This is a genomic window from Pseudomonas sp. St290 (assembly GCF_018325805.1).
In the GTDB taxonomy this organism is placed as follows: Bacteria; Pseudomonadota; Gammaproteobacteria; order Pseudomonadales; family Pseudomonadaceae; genus Aquipseudomonas; species Aquipseudomonas bijieensis.
Map to the genome: position 1 here is coordinate 5,196,542 of NZ_AP014703.1, position 21,244 is coordinate 5,217,785.

Below are 21,244 nucleotides of genomic sequence, written 5' to 3' on the forward strand. Positions count from 1 at the left end.
TTGGAGTTACGCTTCGATTGCCAGTGGGTGGGCGGCAAACCAGGCCTGGGCCTGCTCGGGAATGACCCCGATCCCTTGGAATGTCTTGACCCGCAGGCCGCGCTCATCGCCTCGGTGGTAGAGGGCACGGGCGCAGCGATCGATGAAAAGATGACGTTGCAACAAACGACTCAATACCGCTGTGTGGCCAAAAGGGGCAACCCAGTCGTTGAGCCAGAGACGCTCGCCGCTGTTCCAGTCGTCCTGCGTCAGCGCCAGCGGCGACTGGCGCAGGTAACGTCGCTCTGCCGCCTCGTCGAGGTTGAGCCAGGACAGGTAGAACACCGGCTTGCCGTGTTCAGAGCCGAGCACGAACTGGCGATGCTTGAGCGCCGGCAACAGCAGCGTCGGCAAGGTGTGCAACGGCGCATCGCGATGGGCCTTGGAGTGCATCCACAACCAGGTGGCGGAACCGAATACCGCGGCCTCGCTCCAGGGTTCATCGATCAGGCCAGGGGCGATAATGTCTAGCGTCTCGAATTGCATGGGATCACCTCAGAATGACCAGATGACGGTGAAGGCGCTGGTCACGTTGGCCGTCTCGAAACCATCGGGTTTCTTCAACGGCGTACCCACCGACCAGTCATAGGACAGGCCCTTGTAACCGCCGCGTATACCCACCACGGCTCCTGCCAGGCGCTGGCCGATCAGGAACTCACTGGCCTGGCCGCTGACTTCGCCATAGTCGATACCGGTGTAGAGCTCCTGGCCGGTTTGCCCCAGGGACAGGCCGATTTCGTTGCGCAGGGTCCAGCCACGGTCGGCGGAAAGAATGTTTTCACCATCGAAGCCCCGCACGCTGTAGCGCCCGCCAATGGAGAAACGATCCTGGGGCACCAGCGGCGTACGGTTCCATTGCGCGCGCCAGCCGCCGATGTAGCGCAGTCGCTGATCGCCGACCTGGAACGGCACCTGTAACTGGGCGTCGGCGGTGATGATCTGCGAGCGTGACGTGCCGGCATCAAAATCTTCCTCGGGGGCCTTGAGCGAGTCATGGGCACCCGTGCCACGACGATAGGCGACGCCCAGGTCAAGAATCGAAGCGCCTATGAACTCCCGATGGTCCAGCCCCAATTGCCAGCCGGCCATGCGCCGTTTCTGGTTGCCGATTTCGGTGTCGTCGATGAAATTCTCCGACGAGCGCGTCCACAGGCTGCCCCAGGCGGTGGTCTTGCGTACGGCGTCGCGGTAAAGCAGACGGGACAGACGCAACTCGTTGTTGCGACTCTCGCCTCGGTATTGATAGGTCTGGTTGGCGCCAGCGACAGATTGTTCATAGTTGTATTCGCTGCTGGTGAACCCCAACTGCCAGTAGCCGAACGGCAACGAATAATGCAGGGTGCTGCCATCGGAGCCGCGGTGCCCCGACTCGCCACCGCCCAGGTCATGGTTGACGCTGGCGTAGAACAAATCGTTGAGCGACAGCAGGTTGTCCAAGGACAGCGACACGTTGCCCTGGTATTTCCCCGTGGTCTTGCTGCCCGAGTTGTCCACCGACAGGCTCACACGGGCGGGGAACCGCTGGCTCCAGGCGATCACCACGTCGCTCTCACCGGGTTTGGCGTCGGCGGCACGGGCCGGGGCGATCTTGATATCGGCCTCGGCGGTGGGCACACGCTTGAAGTTTTCCAGCGCCTGCTCGATGTCGCGCAAGTTGAGCAGATCGCCAGGATTGGCCGGCATCGCGTTCCAGGCATTGGCGCGGGAACTGGTGCCCTCCTCGAAACGAATCTCGCGAATGCGCCCGGGCATCAAGGTCAAGACCAGGACCCCGCTGTTCAAGTCCTGGGCTTCGGCGAGCACGCGAGTGGTGACGTAGCCGGCCTCGATGATCGCGTTCTGCATGCGCTTCATCGTCAGGTTGATCCCTTCGCCACCGAGACAACGACCGATGGCGGGATCATCCTTGGGATTGGCGGCGCGCAACGCCCACTGGAATTTTTCCGACGCCTCGCCGATCAGGCGGATGTCATTGATGGCAAAGCAGGGACTTTCCTTGGCGGGCAAGCGATCGGCGCCCTCATCCACGGGTGCTGCCTGCAGGCGCACGTCGGGCCGGGACTCCAACTGATCGCGCAAAACCCGTTCTCGCTCTTGCTGGCGCAGCAGTTCTTCTTCAGGCCCGGCCGCCTGTGCCGCACTCCACGCGCCCGTCATCCATGCCGCCATCAACAGCAGCGCGAGGCGCTTGGCGTTTTGGGCAGATGAACGGGTTCTGTCAACGCGGCGAGAGGCGCTGCTCGGTTTACGCGATCGGCAGGGTGCGGCTGGGCGCATGTCACATCCTTGTGGCCTGAATCAAAAAACACAATGAGTCAGGCCCACCGGACGCGGCATTGGCGCTGACACAGATAAAAAAGAGGTACGGATTCCGTCGAAAACGAAGGAAAAGTCCTACAACGTACCGAGACGGTCAGATAGCAAAGGGGGGAGAAAGTTTCGCATTACCGAAATATCCTCGATACAAATGGCTAGAAATGGGCAATCGGTCACAGCTAAGGGGGAGAAATGGCGGTGCCTGGACTGAACATCGCGCTCAGGCCTAGGTTGATCGTGCGGTAGATAGGGATGCAAACCGGAAAAGTCAGCGATGATTTCGCTAACCCACTGTTTATAATGGTGTCCCAGGGCAGGTTCGAACTGCCAACCTTCCCCTTAGGAGGGGGATGCTCTATCCAATTGAGCTACTGAGACACGAATTGACCACAAGAGACGCGGTGCGTAGGACGGCGTGCATGTTAACGACCTACCCTGCGTTTGTCATGTCGCCCATGGCTTTTTAAGTGTAGGCAAATGGTACTCCCTGTAAGGCTGACCGTCCGTGAACGCCAAGTTTGGCCGCCATTCATCTGTCCTGGCTCACTTATCCTAGTAAATCGGCCATTTGCCACTATCCTGTACAAGACAGGGACGGCACGCGTTTTTGTCCATTTCCGTTATCCGCCAGACGGTATGGCACATAGACACAATCCGACGGTCACAGATGCGGACCTGTTGATTTTTACCAACCAGTCCGCATTTTTTGATGAAGGGTACTGGCATAACGCCTTTACCCGGATCAGAATTTGTCACAGAATTGGCGCCAATGATCTGGCAATTTTGAGGCATGATGCGGGCCTCTTAACAATTCAGGTTGAACATTTGGCAATGGAGCTTGTCCTATCGACATCCTGCGGCCAATCCCGAGAACCGCTCCCCTGAACTAACCGGTTAAATATATGCGCCCATTGAAACAGGCAATTTATTCCAGCCGTACGGCTGACAAATTCGTCGTACGTCTGCCAGACGGAATGCGGGAACGCATTGCCGAAGTGGCTCGCAATCATCACCGCAGCATGAACTCTGAAATCATCGCGCGCCTTGAGCAAAGCCTTATTCAGGAAGGCGCGTTGGGTGAAGAGTTGAGCATGCGCCTGGACAGCCCGGAGCTGTCGTTGCATGAGCGTGAGCTGCTTCAACGCTTCCGACAACTCTCCCATCGCCAGCAGAACGCCCTTGTTTCGCTGATAGCCCATGACGTGGAAATGGCCGCAGACGCGACCTGATCACACAGAAAACACTCAAGCCAGCCTTGTGCTGGCTTTTTTTTGCCTGGGGTTTGGCCCATACCTTCATTTCTAGCGCTCATCAGAGTCACTCCCCACCCACACTGCTGCCGATAGATGGCAGCGGTGCTAAATTGATCCGCTAAAAGCACGGGCTGGGAGGCCTGTATGGCAGGTCACGCATTCAAGGTAAGAAGAATTGCAGGGCTGGGCGTGGAAATCGTCGAGGCCGATTCGGATCGAACATTTGTCCGGCACATGCACGAACATTTCGGCATTGGCTTGCTTTTGCGTGGGGCGCAACGCTCTGCCAGCGGCCGAGGCCCTGTGCAAGCGATTGCTGGCGAGCTTATATCGGTCAATCCGGCCGAAGTGCACGACGGAGCCCCCATTGGAGAAGGAACGCGCCGCTGGCAGATGCTGTATTTCGACCCGCTGCTCATTACCCAAGCATTCAAGGATATGACGGACGATGGGGGTATATGCGCCCACGAGTTCGCTTATCCGGTACTGAAAAGCCGGCGTGCGGCCGAATTATTCCGCACCTTGTACCGAACAATCGCCCAAGCCGAAGAGTTTGGCGACCAAATGAAGATAGATGAAACGCTTTCGCTTCTGCTCGAACATTTACTGGATCAACCCGTGCCGATATCGCCGACGCCAGGTATCGCGGCAAACCGTGCGAAAACCATGATCGACGACGACCCGCAGTCGCCTATGTCGCTTGCGTTGCTGGCCAAGGAAGCAGACCTAAGCCGCTTTCAACTCGTGCGCGCCTTCACCCGCCTGACCGGACTCCCCCCTCACGCCTATCTACTGCAACGACGTATCCAGCGCGCACGGCAGTTGATCGCTGCGGGCATGTCGCTGGCCGATGCGTCCCTTGCCAGCGGTTTCGCAGATCAGAGCCATATGACTCGATGCTTCGTGCGCAGCTTTGGATTTTCACCAGGTATGTACGCCCGGCAAAGCCACTAGCAATTTCGTTCAAGACACCCCTCGCCATCGCAGACAGGCTGGAGACTTCATGACTCCAAGAGCAGCGTCGCATGGACCTCGAATTTTTTGCCACATCCCTGATCATGGCCGCTTCGCCTGGCACTGGCGTAGTCTATACGGTAGCGGCCGGCCTGGCCCGAGGCTGGCGCGCGAGCGTGGTAGCCGCATTCAGTTGCACCCTGGGGGTCGTGCCCCACATGCTGGCAGCCATCACGGGCCTCGCCGCACTGCTGCACGCCAGCCCATTGGCCTTCGAGATCATCAAGTATCTTGGCGTCACTTATCTGCTGTGGATGGCATGGAGCACGCTCCAGAGCCATGGAGCCTTGCACATTGACCCAAACAAAACGCCGCCCTCGAATGGCGCGGTGATTTGTTCGGGCATCCTGCTCAATCTGCTGAATCCAAAGCTGTCGATTTTCTTCCTCGCTTTTCTACCGCAATTCCTCACGCCAGGAGAGACGAATGCCACGTGGCGCATGCTGCAACTGAGCTTCATTTTCATGGCAATCACCTTTGCCATCTTCGTCATCTATGGCGTGTTCTGCGCATCGATGCGCCACCATGTTCTGGAGCGTCCATCCGTGTTGCAGTGGATGCGCCGCATCTTCTCGTCAGCCTTTGTGTTGCTGGCTGCACGACTGGCATTGATGCATTGAGACGCAGAAAATTCCGCGCAATAAAAAACCCGCCAAACAGGCGGGTTTCTGAATGAACGACTCAGAGCAGGAAAATCGTCGCCAACCCCAGGAAAATGAAGAACCCACCACTGTCCGTCATGGCGGTGATCATTACACTGGCGCCCATGGCAGGGTCACGCCCCATGCGGGCCAGGGTCATGGGAATCAACACCCCCATCAATGCCGCCAACAACAGGTTGAGCGTCATTGCGGCGGTCATGACCACGCCCAGCGACCAGCTACCATAAAGCAGGTAAGCCACTACACCGATCACGCCCCCCCAGATCACACCATTGATCAGGGCGACCACCAGTTCCTTGCGCATCAATCGCGACGTATTGCCGGTACTGACCTGGTCCAGCGCCATGGCGCGGACGATCATGGTGATGGTCTGGTTGCCGGAGTTGCCGCCAATACCGGCGACGATGGGCATCAGCGCCGCCAGCGCCACCAGTTTCTCGATGGAGCCCTCGAACAGGCCAATGACCCGAGAGGCAACAAAGGCTGTAATCAGGTTGATCGCCAACCAGGCCCAGCGGTTACGCAGGGATTTCCAGACCGAGGCGAAGATATCTTCTTCTTCGCGCAGACCGGCCATGTTGAGGACTTCGCTTTCACTTTCCTCACGAATCAAGTCGACCATTTCATCGATGGTCAGACGGCCGATCAGCTTGCCGTTCTTGTCGACCACCGGTGCCGAAATCAAGTCATAACGTTCGAACGCCTGGGCTGCATCGTAGGCATCTTCGTCCGGGTGAAAACTCACCGGATCGCTGGCCATGACCTCAGCCACCTGCTTTTCCGGGTCATTGACGAGCAGACGCTTGATGGGCAGCACACCCTTGAGCACGCCGTCGTAGTCGACCACGAAAAGCTTGTCGGTATGGCCGGGCAGCTCCTTGAGGCGCCGCAGGTAGCGCAAGACCACTTCAAGGCTGACATCCTCGCGGATCGTCACCATCTCGAAGTCCATCAGCGCACCGACCTGCTCCTCGTCATAGGACAACGCCGAGCGCACACGCTCACGTTGCTGGCCGTCGAGGGCTTCCATCAGTTCGTGGACAACGTCCCGTGGCAGTTCGGGCGCAAGGTCGGCGAGCTCGTCGGCGTCCATTTCCTTGGCCGCCGCCAGCAACTCGTGATCATCCATGTCGGCGATCAGGGTTTCCCGAACCGAGTCCGACACTTCGAGCAGGATGTCACCGTCGCGATCGGCCTTGACCAACTGCCAGACCGTCAGACGCTCTTCCAGTGGCAAGGCTTCAAGAATGTAGGCAACGTCGGCGGAGTGAAGATCATCGAGCTTGCGTTGCAACTCGACGAGATTCTGCCGGTGGACCAGGTTCTCGACCCGATCATGATGCGGACCTTCCTGGCGATGCGTCAGGTCTTCGACGACCCGCTGGCGCTGCAGCAGCTCAACGACTTGAGCGAGACGATCCTGAAGGCTTTCCTGCGTTTTTTTTACTTCTACTTGGGTCATAGGCGAACTCCACTCCCAGCAGTGGAGCACGCCGGAAGGATCAATCAGTTAATTCATGATTGGCAAAACTAGATATTGAGTAACTACTGGGTAAGTCCATGGAGATATTCCAAAGCCCCGGCGGGGCTGACGGGCGCAATCATACACCGCTTGATGCTGTCTTGACGCTGTAAAACGTTAAAAAATCATGGCAAGAACAAGCGCTTGCGAGACAAACCTGAACATAGGCTGAACCTGTCCCTTTACGACGACTTATCCGGAAAAGAAAACACACGCTCCGGCACAAATGCAGCGACTACCCTTCTCTTCTGCACCGTCAAGGAGGACGACCGGATGCACCTCAACCACTACCTGTTCCTGCTCGCCTGCCTACCCTGCCTGCCGTTGTGGGCTGCCGGGCAGACCGTGCATCGCTGCGAAAATATCGCAGGGCACGTTACATTCACGACCCTGAGCTGCGGCGCGGGGGAAGCCCTGTCACTACAACAGATCCATCCGTATCGCCCAGGTTCGACCGAACCGACGATCGAGGCGATGCTGCCCGAAGCGGAGCGTGGGCAAACATCCAGCAACAAAACCACCCGCAGGGAACCGACCGTCGTTGGCCAGTTCCAGGACCACTGCGGGAACCTCATCGACGCCAGGCAACGCCGCGATGCCATCCTCGACCGACGAATCATCGCCGGTATGAGCCAACAGGACGTAGAGAGCGCCCTGGGCAAGCCAGACTCAATCAAGATTCGCAATTCGAGCACACGGTACACCTACAAGGCGAAGAAAGGTCGCAGCGCAGAGGTCGTGTTTGATGAGAGCGGATGTGTGAAAGGCAAATCGTAGACAGCAAAAAGCCCGCGTTAAACGCGGGCTTTTTGGTATATGGTGCACTCGACAGGATTCGAACCTGTGACCGCTCGGTTCGTAGCCGAGTACTCTATCCAGCTGAGCTACGAGTGCAAGTTGTGGTTTTATACCAGATCACAACTGGTTGAAGCCAAGTTATTTGCATTGCTGCAAAAAACTCTTAAATGGTGCACTCGACAGGATTCGAACCTGTGACCGCTCGGTTCGTAGCCGAGTACTCTATCCAGCTGAGCTACGAGTGCATTTGTTGCCGCGCATTATAGGTCGTCAATTCCTTTTGTAAAGCGCTTTTTTCAGTAATTTCAATCACTTACCGATCAAGCCAGGTTTTGACGCACTAAACGAATAATGGCGGAGAACGGGGGATTCGAACCCCCGACACCCTTTTGAGGTGTACTCCCTTAGCAGGGGAGCGCCTTCGGCCACTCGGCCAGCTCTCCGCAACACGGGGCGTATATTAACCACCTTCATCCCCGTTTGCAAACATAAAAATCGATAAAAATTAATGGCTTGGTTCGTCGTCCTTCTCTTTCTTGATACGCAGGTAAATTTCCTCGCGGTGTACAGCAACCTCTTTCGGGGCGTTGACGCCGATACGCACTTGGTTTCCTTTGACGCCGAGCACGGTCACGGTGATTTCGCCATCGCCAATAATCAGGCTTTCTGCACACCGACGGGTCAGAATCAGCATACTTTTCTCCTCACGCAATTCACTTAAGGGACAACAGTCTGCAAAAAAAGAGGCATTGGACCTACAACCGAAACGGTCGAAGCCTACAGGCCTAGTATTGACCAGCGCGGGCAAAAGAACAGTTTTGGGACGCGCTATTCAGAAAAACAAAGGGCGCGGTCCAGCCGCGCCCTCAAGACAACGCTTTACTCGCCCTGTCGGGCGGCTGCGTCGAGTTCGAAAGCCGTGTGCAGGGCACGCACGGCCAGTTCCAGGTACTTCTCTTCGATCACCACGGAAACCTTGATTTCCGAGGTAGAGATCATCTGGATGTTGATGCTTTCCTTGGCCAGGGATTCGAACATACGGCTGGCCACGCCTGCGTGGGAGCGCATGCCGACACCAACGATCGAAACCTTGGCGATCTTGGTATCGCCCACCACTTCCCGGGCACCGATCTCGCCAGCGGTTTTTTTCAGGATCGCTTCGGCAGACTGGTAGTCGTTGCGGTGCACGGTGAAGGTAAAGTCAGTGGTGTTATCGTGCGCGACGTTCTGCACGATCATGTCGACTTCGATGTTCGCGGCACTGATCGGGCCGAGAATCTTGAACGCCACGCCGGGGGTGTCTGGCACGCCACGGATGGTCAGCTTGGCTTCATCGCGGTTGAAAGCGATGCCGGAAATGATCGGCTGTTCCATGGATTCCTCTTCATCGATAGTAATGAGGGTGCCCGGACCCTCTTTGAAGCTGTGCAGAACGCGCAGCGGAACGTTGTACTTGCCAGCGAATTCGACCGCCCGGATCTGCAGCACCTTGGAACCGAGACTGGCCATTTCCAGCATCTCTTCGAAGGTGATCTTGTCCAGGCGCTGAGCCACAGGCACTACCCGCGGGTCAGTGGTGTAGACACCATCCACATCGGTGTAGATCTGGCATTCGTCGGCCTTGAGGGCCGCCGCCAGTGCCACGCCAGTGGTATCGGAACCGCCACGGCCAAGGGTGGTGATGTTGCCGTGCTCGTCCACGCCCTGGAAACCGGCGACGACCACTACACGGCCAGCCTTCAGGTCGCTGCGAATCTTCTGGTCGTCGATCTGCAGAATACGCGCTTTGTTGTGCGCGCTGTCCGTCAGGATACGCACCTGGTTGCCGGTGTAGGACACCGCCGGCACGCCACGCTTGATCAGCGCCATGGCCAGCAAGGCGATGGTCACCTGCTCGCCGGTGGAAACGATCACGTCCAGCTCACGCGGGACCGGTTGCTGGTCGCCGCTGATTTGCTTGGCCAGATCGATCAGACGGTTGGTCTCGCCGCTCATTGCCGACAGCACAACCACCAGGTCATCGCCCGCATCACGGAATTTCTTAACCTTGTCGGCGACCTGTTCGATTCTCTCGACACTGCCGACCGAGGTGCCTCCAAATTTCTGTACGATCAAAGCCATTTCAAAGCCGCCTCTGCCCATGAAGGGCGCCCAATAATCACTCAACAGCGATCAGGCTCGTGACTAGACCACGAGCCCGCAGCGCTGCCTTAAATACCCTGCTCTACGAATGCAACGGTCTGGGCCAGTGCCGCGTCCAGTGCGCCGACGTCGGTACCACCGCCTTGCGCCATGTCCGGGCGACCGCCGCCCTTGCCGCCCACTGCCGCAGCGGCTTGCTTCATCAAATCACCGGCTTTGAGTTGGCCAGTCAGGTCTTTGGTCACGCCTGCGACGAGAACGACCTTTTCCTCATGGACACTGCCGAGCAGGATCACTGCGCGGCCGAGTTTGTTTTTCAGCTGATCGACCAGCGCCAACAGCGCCTTGCCATCCTGGCCATCCAGACGCACGGCCAGTACTTTCACGCCCTTGACGTCCACGGCCTGGGCCGACAGATCGTCGCCCGCGGCGCTGGCAGCCTTGGCCTGCAACTGCTCGAGTTGCTTTTCCAGCAAGCGGTTGCGCTCCAGCACGGCCGACAGCTTGTCGATCAGGTTGTCACGACTGCCCTTGATCAGGGTTGCCGCTTCCTTGAGTTGTTCTTCGGCCGCGTTGAGGTACGCCAGGGCCGCAGCGCCGGTAACCGCCTCGATCCGGCGCACGCCGGAGGCCACGCCACCTTCGCTGATGATTTTCATCAGGCCGATGTCGCCGGTCCGGTTGGCGTGGATGCCGCCGCACAGCTCGACCGAGAAGTCGCCCATGCTCAGCACACGCACGCTGTCGCCGTACTTCTCGCCGAACAATGCCATGGCGCCCTTGCGCTTGGCGGTCTCGATGTCGGTTTCTTCGGTTTCCACCGGAGAGTTCTTGCGAATCTCGGCGTTGACGATGTCTTCCAGCGCCTTGAGTTGCTCAGGCTTGATGGCCTCGAAATGGCTGAAGTCAAAGCGCAGGCGCTGACTGTCCACCAACGAACCCTTCTGCTGGACATGCTCGCCCAGCACCTGGCGCAACGCTGCGTGCAGCAAGTGCGTGGCGGAGTGGTTCAGCGACGTGGCATGACGAACGTCGGCATCGACATGAGCGGCCACCGGCGCCGCGATCATCAGGCTGCCGGAAGCCAGCACGCCGTGGTGCAGGAACGCGCCGCCGGTCTTGGTGGTGTCACGCACGTCGAAACGCGAGTTACCGGCCTGCAAGTAACCGCTGTCGCCGATCTGGCCGCCGGACTCGGCGTAGAACGGGGTCTTGTCCAGCACGATCACGCCTTCCTGGCCTTCGCTCAGGATATCGACCGACTGCCCGTCCTTATAGATGGCAACGATCTTGGCCGAGCCGGTGGTACCGGCATAACCGGTGAACTCGGTGGCCACGTCAACCTTGACCAGGCTGTTGTAGTCCATGCCGAAAGAGCTGGCGGAACGCGCGCGGACCCGCTGGGCTTCCATCTCGCGTTCGAAGCCTTCCTCGTCGAGGGTCAGGTTGCGTTCGCGGGCGATGTCACCGGTCAGGTCCATCGGGAAACCGTAGGTGTCGTACAGCTTGAACACCACATCGCCCGGAACCACGTTGCCCTTGAGTTCGGCCAGGTCCTGCTCGAGGATCTTCAGGCCTTGCTCCAGGGTCTTGGCGAATTGTTCTTCTTCAGCCTTGAGTACGCGCTCGATGTGCGCCTGCTGGGACTTGAGCTCGGGGAAGGCGTCGCCCATCTCGGCCGCCAGTGCCGCAACGATCTGATAGAAGAAGCTGCCCTTGGCGCCCAGTTTGTTGCCGTGACGGCAGGCGCGACGGATGATCCGGCGCAGCACATAGCCGCGACCTTCGTTGGACGGCAGAACACCGTCGGCAATCAGGAAACCGCAGGAACGGATGTGGTCGGCCACCACTTTCAGCGAAGCCTGGTTGTCGTTGGTGCAACCGATGGCCTTGGCCGACGCGCTCAGCAGGCTCTGGAACAGGTCGATTTCATAGTTGGAATGAACGTGCTGCAACACCGCACTGATCCGCTCCAGGCCCATGCCGGTGTCGACCGACGGCGCTGGCAGCGGATGCAACACGCCATCGGCGGTGCGGTTGAACTGCATGAACACGTTGTTCCAGATCTCGATGTAGCGGTCGCCATCTTCTTCCGGCGAGCCGGGCGGGCCGCCCCAGATGTCGGCGCCGTGATCGTAGAAAATCTCCGTGCAAGGGCCGCATGGGCCGGTGTCGCCCATGGTCCAGAAGTTGTCGGAGGCGTACGGCGCGCCCTTGTTATCGCCAATGCGCACCATGCGCTCAGCCGGGACACCGACCTCTTTGGTCCAGATGTCATAGGCTTCGTCGTCGGTGGCGTAGACCGTTACCCAGAGCTTCTCCTTGGGCAGGTTCAGCCACTTGTCGGAGGTCAGGAAGGTCCAGGCGAAGGTGATGGCGTCGCGCTTGAAATAGTCACCGAAGCTGAAGTTACCCAGCATTTCGAAGAAAGTGTGGTGACGTGCGGTATAGCCGACGTTTTCCAGGTCGTTGTGCTTGCCGCCGGCACGCACGCATTTCTGGCTGCTTACCGCACGGGTATAGGCACGTTTTTCCTGGCCCAGGAAGCAGTCCTTGAACTGGTTCATCCCCGCGTTGGTGAACAGCAGGGTCGGGTCGTTGCCCGGAATCAAAGAGCTGGAGGCTACTCGGGTGTGGCCTTGCTCTTCGAAGAAGCGAAGGAAGGCTTCACGGATTTCTGCGCTTTTCATTAGGTTCTTCCACGGAGGCTGCGGCCAAAGGCCTGTGCAAAACGTCAACAGACGAAGCAACGGCAAAGGGCCGCATTATATCGGCCCTGCGCGTGGGGTACAGCGTGTTTATGCGATAGAAACTGTCAATTGGCCCGGTTGACGGGTCAGTGGCGGGAAAATTCGACGAAAGTGGCGACCACCTGGTCGATTTGCGCCGCGCTCACGTCCATGTGCGTCACCATTCGCAAGCGTGGTGCCGCGCTGAGCTTGACGCCCCGTTCATCGGCAAATGCCTTGATCGCCTCGGCCCGCTCGCCCATTTGCACGTAGACCATGTTGGTCTGCACCGGCTCGACCTGGTAACCCGCCGCACGCAAGCCCTCGGCGAGCCGCTGGGCATTGGCGTGGTCATCGGCCAGGCGCTGGACCTGATGCTCCAGGGCATACAGCCCCGCCGCCGCGAGAATCCCGGCCTGGCGCATACCGCCGCCCACCATTTTACGCAGACGGCGCGCCTTGCCGATCAACTCGACGCTGCCGCACAGGACCGAGCCCACTGGCGCGCCGAGGCCTTTGGACAGGCACACCGATACTGAATCGAAGTACTGCGTGATCTGCCGGGCATCGACATTCAACTTGACCGCCGCGTTGTACAGCCGCGCGCCGTCCAGGTGCAGGGCCAGGCCATGCTCCCGGGTGAACTGCCGGGCCCGGGCCAGGTATTCCAGCGGCAGGACCTTGCCCTGCATGGTGTTTTCCAGGGCCAACAGACGGGTGCGGGCAAAGTGGAAGTCATCAGGCTTGATCGCCGCGGCGACTTGCGCCAGGTCCAGGGAGCCGTCCGCTTGTACCTCGAGGGGTTGAGGCTGGATCGAACCGAGTACCGCCGCACCACCCCCTTCGTACTTATAGGTGTGGGCCTGCTGGCCGACGATGTATTCATCGCCACGTTCGCAGTGGGCCATCAACCCCAACAGGTTGCTCATGGTGCCCGTAGGCACGAACAGCGCGGCGGCGAACCCCAGGCGCGCGGCCAGTTCGGCTTCGAGGCGATTGACGGTCGGGTCTTCGCCATACACATCGTCGCCGGTCGGCGCACTGGCCATGGCATCGAGCATGCCGGCGGTAGGTTGGGTGACCGTGTCGCTGCGAAGATCGATAACACTCATGAATCTGGCCTCGGTTGCTGGTGGGGGAATTCCCTTTCGAAGGGCAATTACTGCGGGCATGGCGAGGAATAATCAAGTCTGGTCGACGGAAAGGGCAACAACCTCCTTGTGTGCGAGCCGTGGGAGCAAAGCTTGCTCGCGATAGCGGTGGGTCAGTCGATATCAATACTGCCTGACCCGACGCCATCGCGAGCAAGCTTTGCTCCCACGGCTCGCTCCCACAGGGGGTTATGTGTTAAAAATCCTCCGCTGCCACAAACCATGGCGGCAAAACGTTCTCAGGGCGGGGTGCAATTCCCCACCGGCGGTAATTGCACGCAACGTGCATAGCCCGCGAGCGCTTGGCGATACACGGTTTTACGGTGTAGCGACAAGGTCAGCAGACCCGGTGTGATTCCGGGGCCGACGGTCATAGTCCGGATGAAGAGAGAACGGGATTGGCACCCAAGGGCCGACTGCGACTGTCTTGTACGCGGCGTACCCTCGAATCCCCTTCGATTCATGACGCCCTGTTTTTCACACAAACAGGAACCAGAACATGCAACCCACTGCAATCGATAGCAAAAGCAAAAGTCATCCAGGTGAGCGCGTCGCGTTCATCCAGGCCTGCTGGCACAAGGAAATCGTCGACCAGAGCCGTAAAGGCTTCGTCGCTGAAATGATCAACCAGGGTTATCAGGAAAGCGATATCGACTTCTTCGAAGTCGGCGGCGCCTTCGAGATCCCGCTGCACGCCAAGCTGCTGGCCAAGTCAGGCCGTTACGCCGGCATCGTCGCCGCCGGCCTGGTGGTGGATGGCGGCATCTACCGCCACGAGTTCGTCGCCCAATCGGTGATCAGCGGCCTGATGCAGGTCCAGCTGGAAACCGAAGTGCCGGTATTCTCGGTCGTGCTTACGCCGCATCACTTCCATGCTGGGGAAGAGCATCAGAAATTCTTCTTCGAGCATTTCGTGCACAAGGGCCAGGAAGCAGCAAAGACCTGTGCCGATACGTTGCACAAGACCCGGGTGTTGCGGCGCAGTGAACAGCGGGCGGTAGCGGTCTAAGGCTGGACGCAGATCCAAATGTGGGAGCGAGCCTGCTCGCGATGACGGAGTGTCAGTCGCTATAGATGTCGGCTGATATACCGCTATCGCGAGCAGGCTCGCTCCCACAGGGGTCTTGGGTCAGTTTGAAACTGAGTCAAGCCAGGTTTTCATCTGTCGCCGGCACAATCAGGATTCCCGCCCGCAAGCCATTCTTGACCTTGGGGTTGGGGAAGATGATCCGCGCGCCCTCTTCTTCGATCACCCAGCGCGTCTGGGCGATGTCCTCGGCTAGCACATAGCCTTTGCCCAGTTCCGAAAAGTTCTCGATGTCCGCCGGTAGGTTCAGGCGGAAACTGTCGCTGTGCTTGATGATTTCCCGGGCCACGCTGAACAGCTGCAAGCCATCGAGCCCTTCATCCAGCTCCGGCTCGTTGCCCTCGATGATCTGTTGCAGGCGGGTTTCCAACAGGCTGACGTTGACGCCGTCGTTTTGCCCGAATGGCCGGGCCTTGCCCAGTTCCAGGGTAAAAGACTCGGCGCCGAGCTGATCGTAGGTGTAGGCACTGAACACGATGGACGGCTTGTTCTGCAGCAACACCGCCTCCATGCCCGCGGCACGCAGGCGAGCCAATTCACGGCGTGAGTGCTGGCGACCGTCCTTCCACGGGTACAAGGCGAACTGCTCGATCTTCGAACCGCGAATGGCCGTATGCAGGTCGTAGTGCAGGCGACTGCGTTCTGGCCGACTGAAGAAACTCGCAGCCAGCCGCTCCAGTTCACAAGCCCGTAGCGCTTCAGGTCCACCGCTCAGCTCATGGCGACCATTGAACAATCGGTTGACGTCTTGTTCGACAAAGCGCTCACCGCGCCGGATGGCCTCGGGGTTGCCGAACAGGAACAGAATGCGTGCCCGTGGCTTCAGGTCGCCACGAGCAATGTCATGCAGCAAGCGGTCGAGCAATTCGATCGGCGCGGTTTCGTTGCCGTGGATACCGGCCGACAGCAGCAGGTCCAGGCCGTTATCCCGGGCTTCGGGCGGCTTGACCTCCAGCGCGCCCTCGCTCAACCAGCGCATCCGTACGCCTTCGACAGTCAGTTGAGTCTTCTCCGCCGGTTCACGGCCGGCGAGGGTCAGTTCAAGCAGTTTGCCGAGGGCGAGCATAGCGCGGTTTCCTTAATGGTCGTGGCCGCAATCCGGGCCATGGACATGGTCATCGTCGCCGACGTCCGCCGGTTCCATTTCCAGTTGCAGGCTGACCAGGTTGGTCGCCAATGGACGCAACAACAGGTTGGCGTATTCCTCGTCCCCTTCCTCGACGTCCACGCCGATCAGCAACTGGCCGCGACCGTCCTGCTGGATCCACAACTCCTTGCCTTGCCACATTACCGCGACGCGGGTGCAGGAGGTTTCCAGTTGGGTGCCGTCGGTGTCTTCAAGGATCAGCTGCAGGGTATCGCTCATGTCTTTACGTTCTCGTCTGGGGATAAGGCAACGCGCCCTGCTTTGACTGTAGTCAGGTCACGCGCGCTTTCAATTGATCTGGAAAGGATAAACCGCGCCAAGTTTAAGGATTTGTGTCAGTTCATCCAGCGCCGCACGGCATTCGAGCAGCAACTGCGGGTCTGCCAGGTCGTTTTCGGTCATGCGGTCGCGGTAGTGCCGCTCGACCCATTGGGTCAGCGAATCGTACAACGGCGCGGTCATGATAACCCCTGGGTTGACGGCTGCCAGCTCGGTTTCATTGAGGGCCACGCGCAACCGCAGGCAGGCTGGGCCGCCGCCGTTCTGCATGCTTTGCTTGAGATCGAAGACTTTCACCTCGCGAATCACCCCGCCAGTGCCCGTCAGGCCTTGCAGATACTGCCAGACGCGTTCGTTGCTGCGGCATTCTTCCGGCACGATCAACAGCATCGAACCGTCGGGACGCGACAGCAGCTGGCTATTGAACAGGTAGGAACGCACGGCGTCATCGACCGTCACCGCTGAACGCGGTACACACACCGACTGAAATTTCCCACCGACCTTGGCGAGTTTGCTGCTCAATTCGGCCAGCATCTTGTCGGTCTCGAGAAACGCGTCCTCGTGATAGAACAGAACTTCGCCATTGCCCACCGCGATCACGTCGTTGTGGAATACACCCTGGTCGATCACCGATGGATTCTGTTGGGCGTACACCACGCCCTCCTCCCTCAGCCCGTGCAGGCGGGCAACGGCCTGGGAAGCTTCCAGGGTCTGGCGCGCCGGGTATTTCTGCGGCGCGGGATAGCGGGTATCAAAGGCACTGCGACCGAACACGAAGAATTCGACACCGGCCTCGCCGTAGGCGCGGCAGAAACGGGTGTGGTTGGCCGCGCCTTCGTCACCGAACTGCGCCACCGCCGGCAACGCGGCGTGATGGGCGAAGTGCTGCTGATTGGCAAACATCGCCCCCAGCACGCGACTGGTGGTCGGGTGTTCGATGCTGCGGTGGTACTTGCAGTTCAAGTTGGCGGCGGTGAAATGCACACGACCGTCAGCGGTGTCGGCGCTCGGGCTGACCGTGGCGGCGTTGGCCACCCACATGCTGGAGGCCGAGCAACTGGCAACCAGCAGCGGCATCGCTTCTTTCGCGGCCTGCTGGATGACCTGGGCATCGCTGCCGGCAAAGCCCAAGCGGCGCAAGGCCGCCACGTCCGGGCGCTCCTGCGGCGCCAGCACACCTTGCTGGAAACCCATGTCCATCAGCGCTTTCATTTTCGCCAGGCCCTGCAACGCCGCTTCCTTGGGGTTGGAGGACTGCTGGCTGTTGCTCTGGGACGCGACGTTGCCGTACGAGAGCCCGCCGTAGTTATGGGTCGGCCCCACTAGACCGTCAAAGTTGACTTCATAGGATTTCATCAGCGAGGCTCCACGAGAATCTGTTTTTTTATAGGCATCAAGTCACAACCGCGTCGCGGCTATCGCGAGCAGGCTCGCTCCCACAGGGTCTTGCACTGTCCTTGTGGGAGCGAGCCTGCTCGCGATCGGGGTTTACACCATTCTCACGCCGGGGGTCAGGGCAGCCGGCATGGCAAGGCTCGGGGTTTCCAGGGACGCCACCGGGTAGGCGCAATAATCGGCTGCGTAGTAAGCACTGGCGCGATGGTTGCCCGAAGCGCCGACACCGCCGAACGGTGCGCTACTGGCCGCACCCGTCAGCTGTTTGTTCCAGTTGACGATACCGGCACGGCTTTGCAGCCAGAACTGCTGGTAACGCTCCTGGGAATCGGACAGCAAGCCGGCGGCCAAGCCATATTGCGTATTGTTGGCCTCGGTGATTGCCGCGGCGAAATCCTTGTAGCGGATCACTTGCAACAACGGCCCGAACAGTTCTTCATCAGGTCGCTCGGCCACTGCCGTCACGTCCAGGATACCCGGCGTCAGCAATGCAGCCTGGGCCTGCGGCTGGGTCATGCTCAACAGGGGCACGGCGCCCTTGCCCAGCAAATGGTTTTGCGCATCCATCAGCGCCTTCGCCGCGCCCAGGGAAATCACCGAGCCCATGAACGGCGCTGGCTGCTGGTCAAAGGCCCCCACTTCGATGGTCGAGCTGACCGCCACCAGGCGCGCCAGCAAGGCATCGCCCCAGGCGCCTTCCGGCACCAGCAGGCGGCGCGCACAGGTGCAACGCTGCCCGGCGGAAATGAAAGCGGACTGGATAATGGTGTAGACCGCCGCATCGACGTCCGCCACCTCATCCACCACCAGTGGATTGTTACCGCCCATTTCCAGCGCGAGGATCTTGTCCGGGCGCCCGGAAAATTGTTGGTGCAACAGATTGCCGGTACGGCTGGAGCCGGTGAAAAACAGCCCATCGATGCCCGGATTGGCCGCCAGGGCGATGCCGGTTTCCCGGGCGCCTTGCAGCAGGTTCAGCACGCCCGCCGGCAGCCCGGCCTCGACCCAGCACTTGACCGTCAGCTCGGCGACTTTCGGCGTCAGCTCGCTCGGCTTGAACAATACGCTGTTGCCGGCCAGCAGGGCTGGCACGATGTGGCCGTTGGGCAAATGGCCGGGGAAGTTGTAGGGGCCGAACACCGCTACCACGCCGTGAGGCTTGTGGCGCAACACGGCGGTGGCGTCGCCCAGCGGGCCGCTCTTCTCGCCAGTCCGCTCACGGTAGCTTTGCACCGAAATGGCGACTTTGTTGACCATGCTGGTCACTTCGGTCGCCGCTTCCCACAACGGTTTGCCAGTTTCTTCACCGATGCAATGGGCCAGTTCGTCAGCGTGTTTTTTCAGGCTCGCGGCAAAGGCTTCCAGCACCTGGATGCGCTCGTCCAAAGTACGTCGTGCCCAGTCCGGGAACGCCTGGCGCGCGGCCTGCACCGCCGACTCCACTTGAGCCGCCGTGGCGCCGTTGCCCGACCACAACACCTGTTGAGTCACCGGGTTCAACGACTCAAAGAGGTCGCCCTGACCTTCCAGCCAGCTTCCTGCGATATACAGCGACTTCATCATTTCGACTCCCGGGCAGCAGACAACGCGACGGCACGCACCTGATCGCCGGCGTTGAGTTGAAGACGTTTGGCGGTCAGCGGATCGACCACCAGCGTACCAGCGGCCAAGCGCGCCGGTGCGGCGGTGATGCGGCAGTCTTCGCGCTTGCGGTTATGGATGAGGAACGGCGTGGCGTCATCGCCCGGCGTGCCGATGGCCAGGACCAGCGCCTGGCTGTCGCGAATCGCGCGGATCTTGCCGGTTTCACACTCCACCGCTGGGCCGGCGTCGAAGATGTCGACGTACCCCTGGTAACTGAAACCTTCGCTCTTGAGCATCGACAGCGCAGGCTCGGTGTCAGGGTGAACCTGGCCGATCACGGCCCGGGCATCTTCGGACAAGAAACAGGTGTACAGCGGGAACTTGGGCATCAGCTCGGCGATGAACGCCTTGTTGCCCACGCCGGTCAGGTAATCGGCCTGGCTGAATTCCATCTTGAAGAAGTGCCGGCCCAGGCTTTCCCAGAACGGCGAACGACCGTTGTCGTCGGACATGCCACGCATCTCGGCGATGATCTTGTTGCCGAACAGTTGTGGGAACTCAGCAATGAACAGCAGCCGCGCCTTGGCCAGCATCCGACCATTGAGGCCACTGCGGAAATCGGCATGGAGGAACAACGAGCACAGCTCGGAATTGCCAGTCAGGTCGTTGGCCAGGAACAGGGTCGGGATTTCCCGATAGATGTTCAATTCCTGGGACGCGCTGACCGTCAGGCCTACCCTGAAGTTGTACCAGGGCTCACGCAGCCCCACGGCACCGGCGATGGCGGAAATACCGACCACGCGACCGTCATCGTCTTCGAGCACGAACAGGTAGTCCGCGTCACCGCGCCCGGCTTCGCCGCGAAAGGTCTTCTCGGCCCAGCCGACCCGATGGGCCAGGCGTTCTTCATTGGCCGGCAAGGTGGTCAGGCCGGTGCCAGTGCTGCGGGCCAGGGCGATCAGAGCGGGTAAATCGCTGCTGCGTACGGGACGAACGATCATGCTATCTCCTCAAACGGGTCGCTCACGCCACCCGCGAAACTCAGCCGTAAGGCGTTAAACCGCTACCAGGCGCACGCTGGCACCCTCGCCAACGCCCAGGGCTTCGGCCGCTTCCATGTCCAGGGTCACCGGCTTGCCCGGCGCGTAGTCGAGCTCCAGTAATACGGCGCGGTAATCCTGCAACTGGGCGTTGGCCACCAGGTATTGCCGGCCCGCCCCCTTGACCGGCTCACCGAGCTTGACCGGCACCACGCGGCTCTGGGCAATCGAGCGGATCCCCGAGACACGGGCATGCAGGGTCGGGCCACCGTCGAAGATGTCGATGTAGTGATCGGTTTCGAAACCCTCGCGCATCAGGATGTCGAAGGTGATCTGCGCCCGCGGATGGACCTGGCCCATGGCTTCCTGGGCCGCGTCCGGCAACAGCGGCACGTAGATCGGGTAATGGGGCATCAGCTCGGCGAGGAAGGTGCGGCTTTTCAGCCCGCACAAACGCTCGGCGGCGGCATAGTTCAGGTCGAAGAAGTTGCGACCGATGGCGTCCCAGAACGGCGAGTCGCCATTCTCATCGCTGTAGCCGACGATCTCGGTCACCACCGAATCGGCAAACCGTTCCGGATGACTGGCGACGAACAGCAGGCGCCCGCGGGAGTTGAGTTCCGACCATGGCGAACCGACCAACTCCGGCACCACATAGAAGCTGGTCAGCAGGCTGTTACCGGTCAGGTCGTGGCACTGGGAGAGCACGTGGATCTTGTTGTGGATCTTCAGCTCACGGGAGGCGTGGACGAAGGTCTCGTTGCGAAAGCTGTAGAACGGTTCGGAATAACCGGCCGAAGCAACGATAGCCGAACAGCCCGCCAGCTTGCCGGTCGCGGTGTCTTCAAGCACAAAGAAATAGCTCTCTTCGCCGTTGAAGCTGACTTCGGCGGCAAACGAGGCTTCGCTTGCGGCGATCTTGTCGCTCAGGCGTTCCACGTCATCCGGCAAGGAAGTGACACCGATCGGACTGTCCGCAGCCAGACGCTGTACCTCGCCCAGATCAGCCATTTGCGCGGGGCGCATCACCAGCATGGTGTCACTCCTTAACTTGAAATAAAGGGTTCGACCGTTGGGTCGACAAAG

At 59.9% G+C, this 21,244-nt stretch carries 18 protein-coding genes, 4 tRNA genes and 1 riboswitch; of the genes, 5 read left to right on the forward strand and 17 right to left on the reverse strand.

The window, feature by feature from the left end:
- Positions 1-6: 6 nt before the first annotated feature.
- From PBDP_RS22580 to PBDP_RS22590, 3 genes are all read right to left on the reverse strand, one after another.
- Complete coding sequence (locus tag PBDP_RS22580; RefSeq protein WP_116833268.1) at positions 7-525, reverse strand: toxin-activating lysine-acyltransferase; 519 nt, start codon at positions 523-525, stop codon at positions 7-9.
- Between the two features lie 9 nt (positions 526-534).
- On the reverse strand, positions 535-2,196 hold the full coding sequence (locus PBDP_RS22585; protein WP_212801351.1) for a ShlB/FhaC/HecB family hemolysin secretion/activation protein: 1,662 nt from the start codon (positions 2,194-2,196) through the stop codon (positions 535-537).
- A 460-nt stretch (positions 2,197-2,656) separates the two neighbouring features.
- Positions 2,657-2,733, reverse strand: a tRNA-Arg gene (locus tag PBDP_RS22590).
- A 524-nt stretch (positions 2,734-3,257) separates the two neighbouring features.
- Here PBDP_RS22590 and PBDP_RS22595 point away from each other — a divergent pair.
- The 3 genes from PBDP_RS22595 (at position 3,258) to PBDP_RS22605 (ending at position 5,242) form a co-directional block, all read left to right on the forward strand.
- Entirely contained in the window at positions 3,258-3,584 is a 327-nt protein-coding gene (locus tag PBDP_RS22595) for an Arc family DNA-binding protein (RefSeq protein ID WP_109753922.1), read from the forward strand.
- A gap of 168 nt (positions 3,585-3,752) precedes the next feature.
- Positions 3,753-4,562 carry an AraC family transcriptional regulator gene (locus PBDP_RS22600; RefSeq protein WP_212801352.1) on the forward strand — a complete coding sequence of 270 codons (810 nt, stop codon included), beginning with the start codon at positions 3,753-3,755 and terminating at the stop codon, positions 4,560-4,562.
- A gap of 71 nt (positions 4,563-4,633) precedes the next feature.
- A complete protein-coding gene (locus PBDP_RS22605; RefSeq protein ID WP_212801353.1) occupies positions 4,634-5,242 on the forward strand; it encodes a LysE family translocator in 609 nt (202 codons plus the stop codon).
- 61 nt (positions 5,243-5,303) lie between these two features.
- On the opposite strand, the gene mgtE is transcribed toward PBDP_RS22605, so the two are convergent.
- Positions 5,304-6,746, reverse strand: a complete 1,443-nt coding sequence (gene mgtE, locus PBDP_RS22610; RefSeq protein ID WP_109753919.1) for a magnesium transporter — start codon at positions 6,744-6,746, stop codon at positions 5,304-5,306.
- A 333-nt stretch (positions 6,747-7,079) separates the two neighbouring features.
- Between mgtE and PBDP_RS22615 the strand changes: the two genes are divergently transcribed.
- Positions 7,080-7,583, forward strand: coding sequence for a cell envelope protein SmpA (locus PBDP_RS22615; RefSeq protein ID WP_212801354.1), 504 nt, complete (start codon positions 7,080-7,082; stop codon positions 7,581-7,583).
- Between the two features lie 40 nt (positions 7,584-7,623).
- Here the strand turns inward: PBDP_RS22615 and PBDP_RS22620 are convergent.
- The 7 genes from PBDP_RS22620 to ltaE form a co-directional block, all read right to left on the reverse strand.
- Positions 7,624-7,700, reverse strand: a tRNA-Arg gene (locus tag PBDP_RS22620).
- 72 nt (positions 7,701-7,772) lie between these two features.
- Positions 7,773-7,849 (reverse strand) — tRNA-Arg (locus PBDP_RS22625).
- A gap of 107 nt (positions 7,850-7,956) precedes the next feature.
- A tRNA-Ser gene (locus tag PBDP_RS22630) sits at positions 7,957-8,047 on the reverse strand.
- A gap of 62 nt (positions 8,048-8,109) precedes the next feature.
- Positions 8,110-8,298, reverse strand: a complete 189-nt coding sequence (gene csrA / locus PBDP_RS22635; RefSeq protein ID WP_003178872.1) for a carbon storage regulator CsrA — start codon at positions 8,296-8,298, stop codon at positions 8,110-8,112.
- A 185-nt stretch (positions 8,299-8,483) separates the two neighbouring features.
- Complete coding sequence (locus tag PBDP_RS22640; RefSeq protein ID WP_109753917.1) at positions 8,484-9,725, reverse strand: aspartate kinase; 1,242 nt, start codon at positions 9,723-9,725, stop codon at positions 8,484-8,486.
- A gap of 89 nt (positions 9,726-9,814) precedes the next feature.
- Entirely contained in the window at positions 9,815-12,436 is a 2,622-nt protein-coding gene (gene alaS / locus PBDP_RS22645) for an alanine--tRNA ligase (RefSeq protein ID WP_212801355.1), read from the reverse strand.
- A gap of 146 nt (positions 12,437-12,582) precedes the next feature.
- Positions 12,583-13,587 carry a low-specificity L-threonine aldolase gene (gene ltaE / locus PBDP_RS22650; protein ID WP_163857107.1) on the reverse strand — a complete coding sequence of 335 codons (1,005 nt, stop codon included), beginning with the start codon at positions 13,585-13,587 and terminating at the stop codon, positions 12,583-12,585.
- A gap of 270 nt (positions 13,588-13,857) precedes the next feature.
- Positions 13,858-14,024: riboswitch (FMN riboswitch) on the forward strand.
- A gap of 101 nt (positions 14,025-14,125) precedes the next feature.
- Here ltaE and PBDP_RS22655 point away from each other — a divergent pair.
- Complete coding sequence (locus PBDP_RS22655) at positions 14,126-14,635, forward strand: 6,7-dimethyl-8-ribityllumazine synthase (RefSeq protein WP_109753914.1); 510 nt, start codon at positions 14,126-14,128, stop codon at positions 14,633-14,635.
- Between the two features lie 136 nt (positions 14,636-14,771).
- Here the strand turns inward: PBDP_RS22655 and astE are convergent, their stop codons facing one another.
- The 6 genes from astE to aruF all read right to left on the reverse strand — a co-directional run bounded on the left by astE (position 14,772) and on the right by aruF (position 21,193).
- On the reverse strand, positions 14,772-15,779 hold the full coding sequence (gene astE / locus PBDP_RS22660; protein WP_109753913.1) for a succinylglutamate desuccinylase: 1,008 nt from the start codon (positions 15,777-15,779) through the stop codon (positions 14,772-14,774).
- Between the two features lie 12 nt (positions 15,780-15,791).
- Positions 15,792-16,079: a hypothetical protein gene (locus tag PBDP_RS22665; protein WP_003178862.1), complete on the reverse strand. Its 288-nt coding sequence runs from the start codon at positions 16,077-16,079 to the stop codon at positions 15,792-15,794.
- Between the two features lie 69 nt (positions 16,080-16,148).
- Positions 16,149-17,495, reverse strand: a complete 1,347-nt coding sequence (gene astB / locus PBDP_RS22670) for an N-succinylarginine dihydrolase (RefSeq protein ID WP_109753912.1) — start codon at positions 17,493-17,495, stop codon at positions 16,149-16,151.
- A 132-nt stretch (positions 17,496-17,627) separates the two neighbouring features.
- Positions 17,628-19,097 (reverse strand): succinylglutamate-semialdehyde dehydrogenase, encoded by a 1,470-nt coding sequence (astD, locus tag PBDP_RS22675; RefSeq protein WP_212801356.1) that lies wholly within the window; start codon positions 19,095-19,097, stop codon positions 17,628-17,630.
- Positions 19,094-20,119, reverse strand: coding sequence for an arginine N-succinyltransferase (gene astA / locus PBDP_RS22680; protein WP_058543460.1), 1,026 nt, complete (start codon positions 20,117-20,119; stop codon positions 19,094-19,096). The genes astD and astA overlap by 4 nt, the downstream gene beginning before the upstream one ends.
- Before the next feature lie 54 nt (positions 20,120-20,173).
- Positions 20,174-21,193: an arginine/ornithine succinyltransferase subunit alpha gene (gene aruF, locus PBDP_RS22685; protein ID WP_047228784.1), complete on the reverse strand. Its 1,020-nt coding sequence runs from the start codon at positions 21,191-21,193 to the stop codon at positions 20,174-20,176.
- Positions 21,194-21,244: the final 51 nt, after the last annotated feature.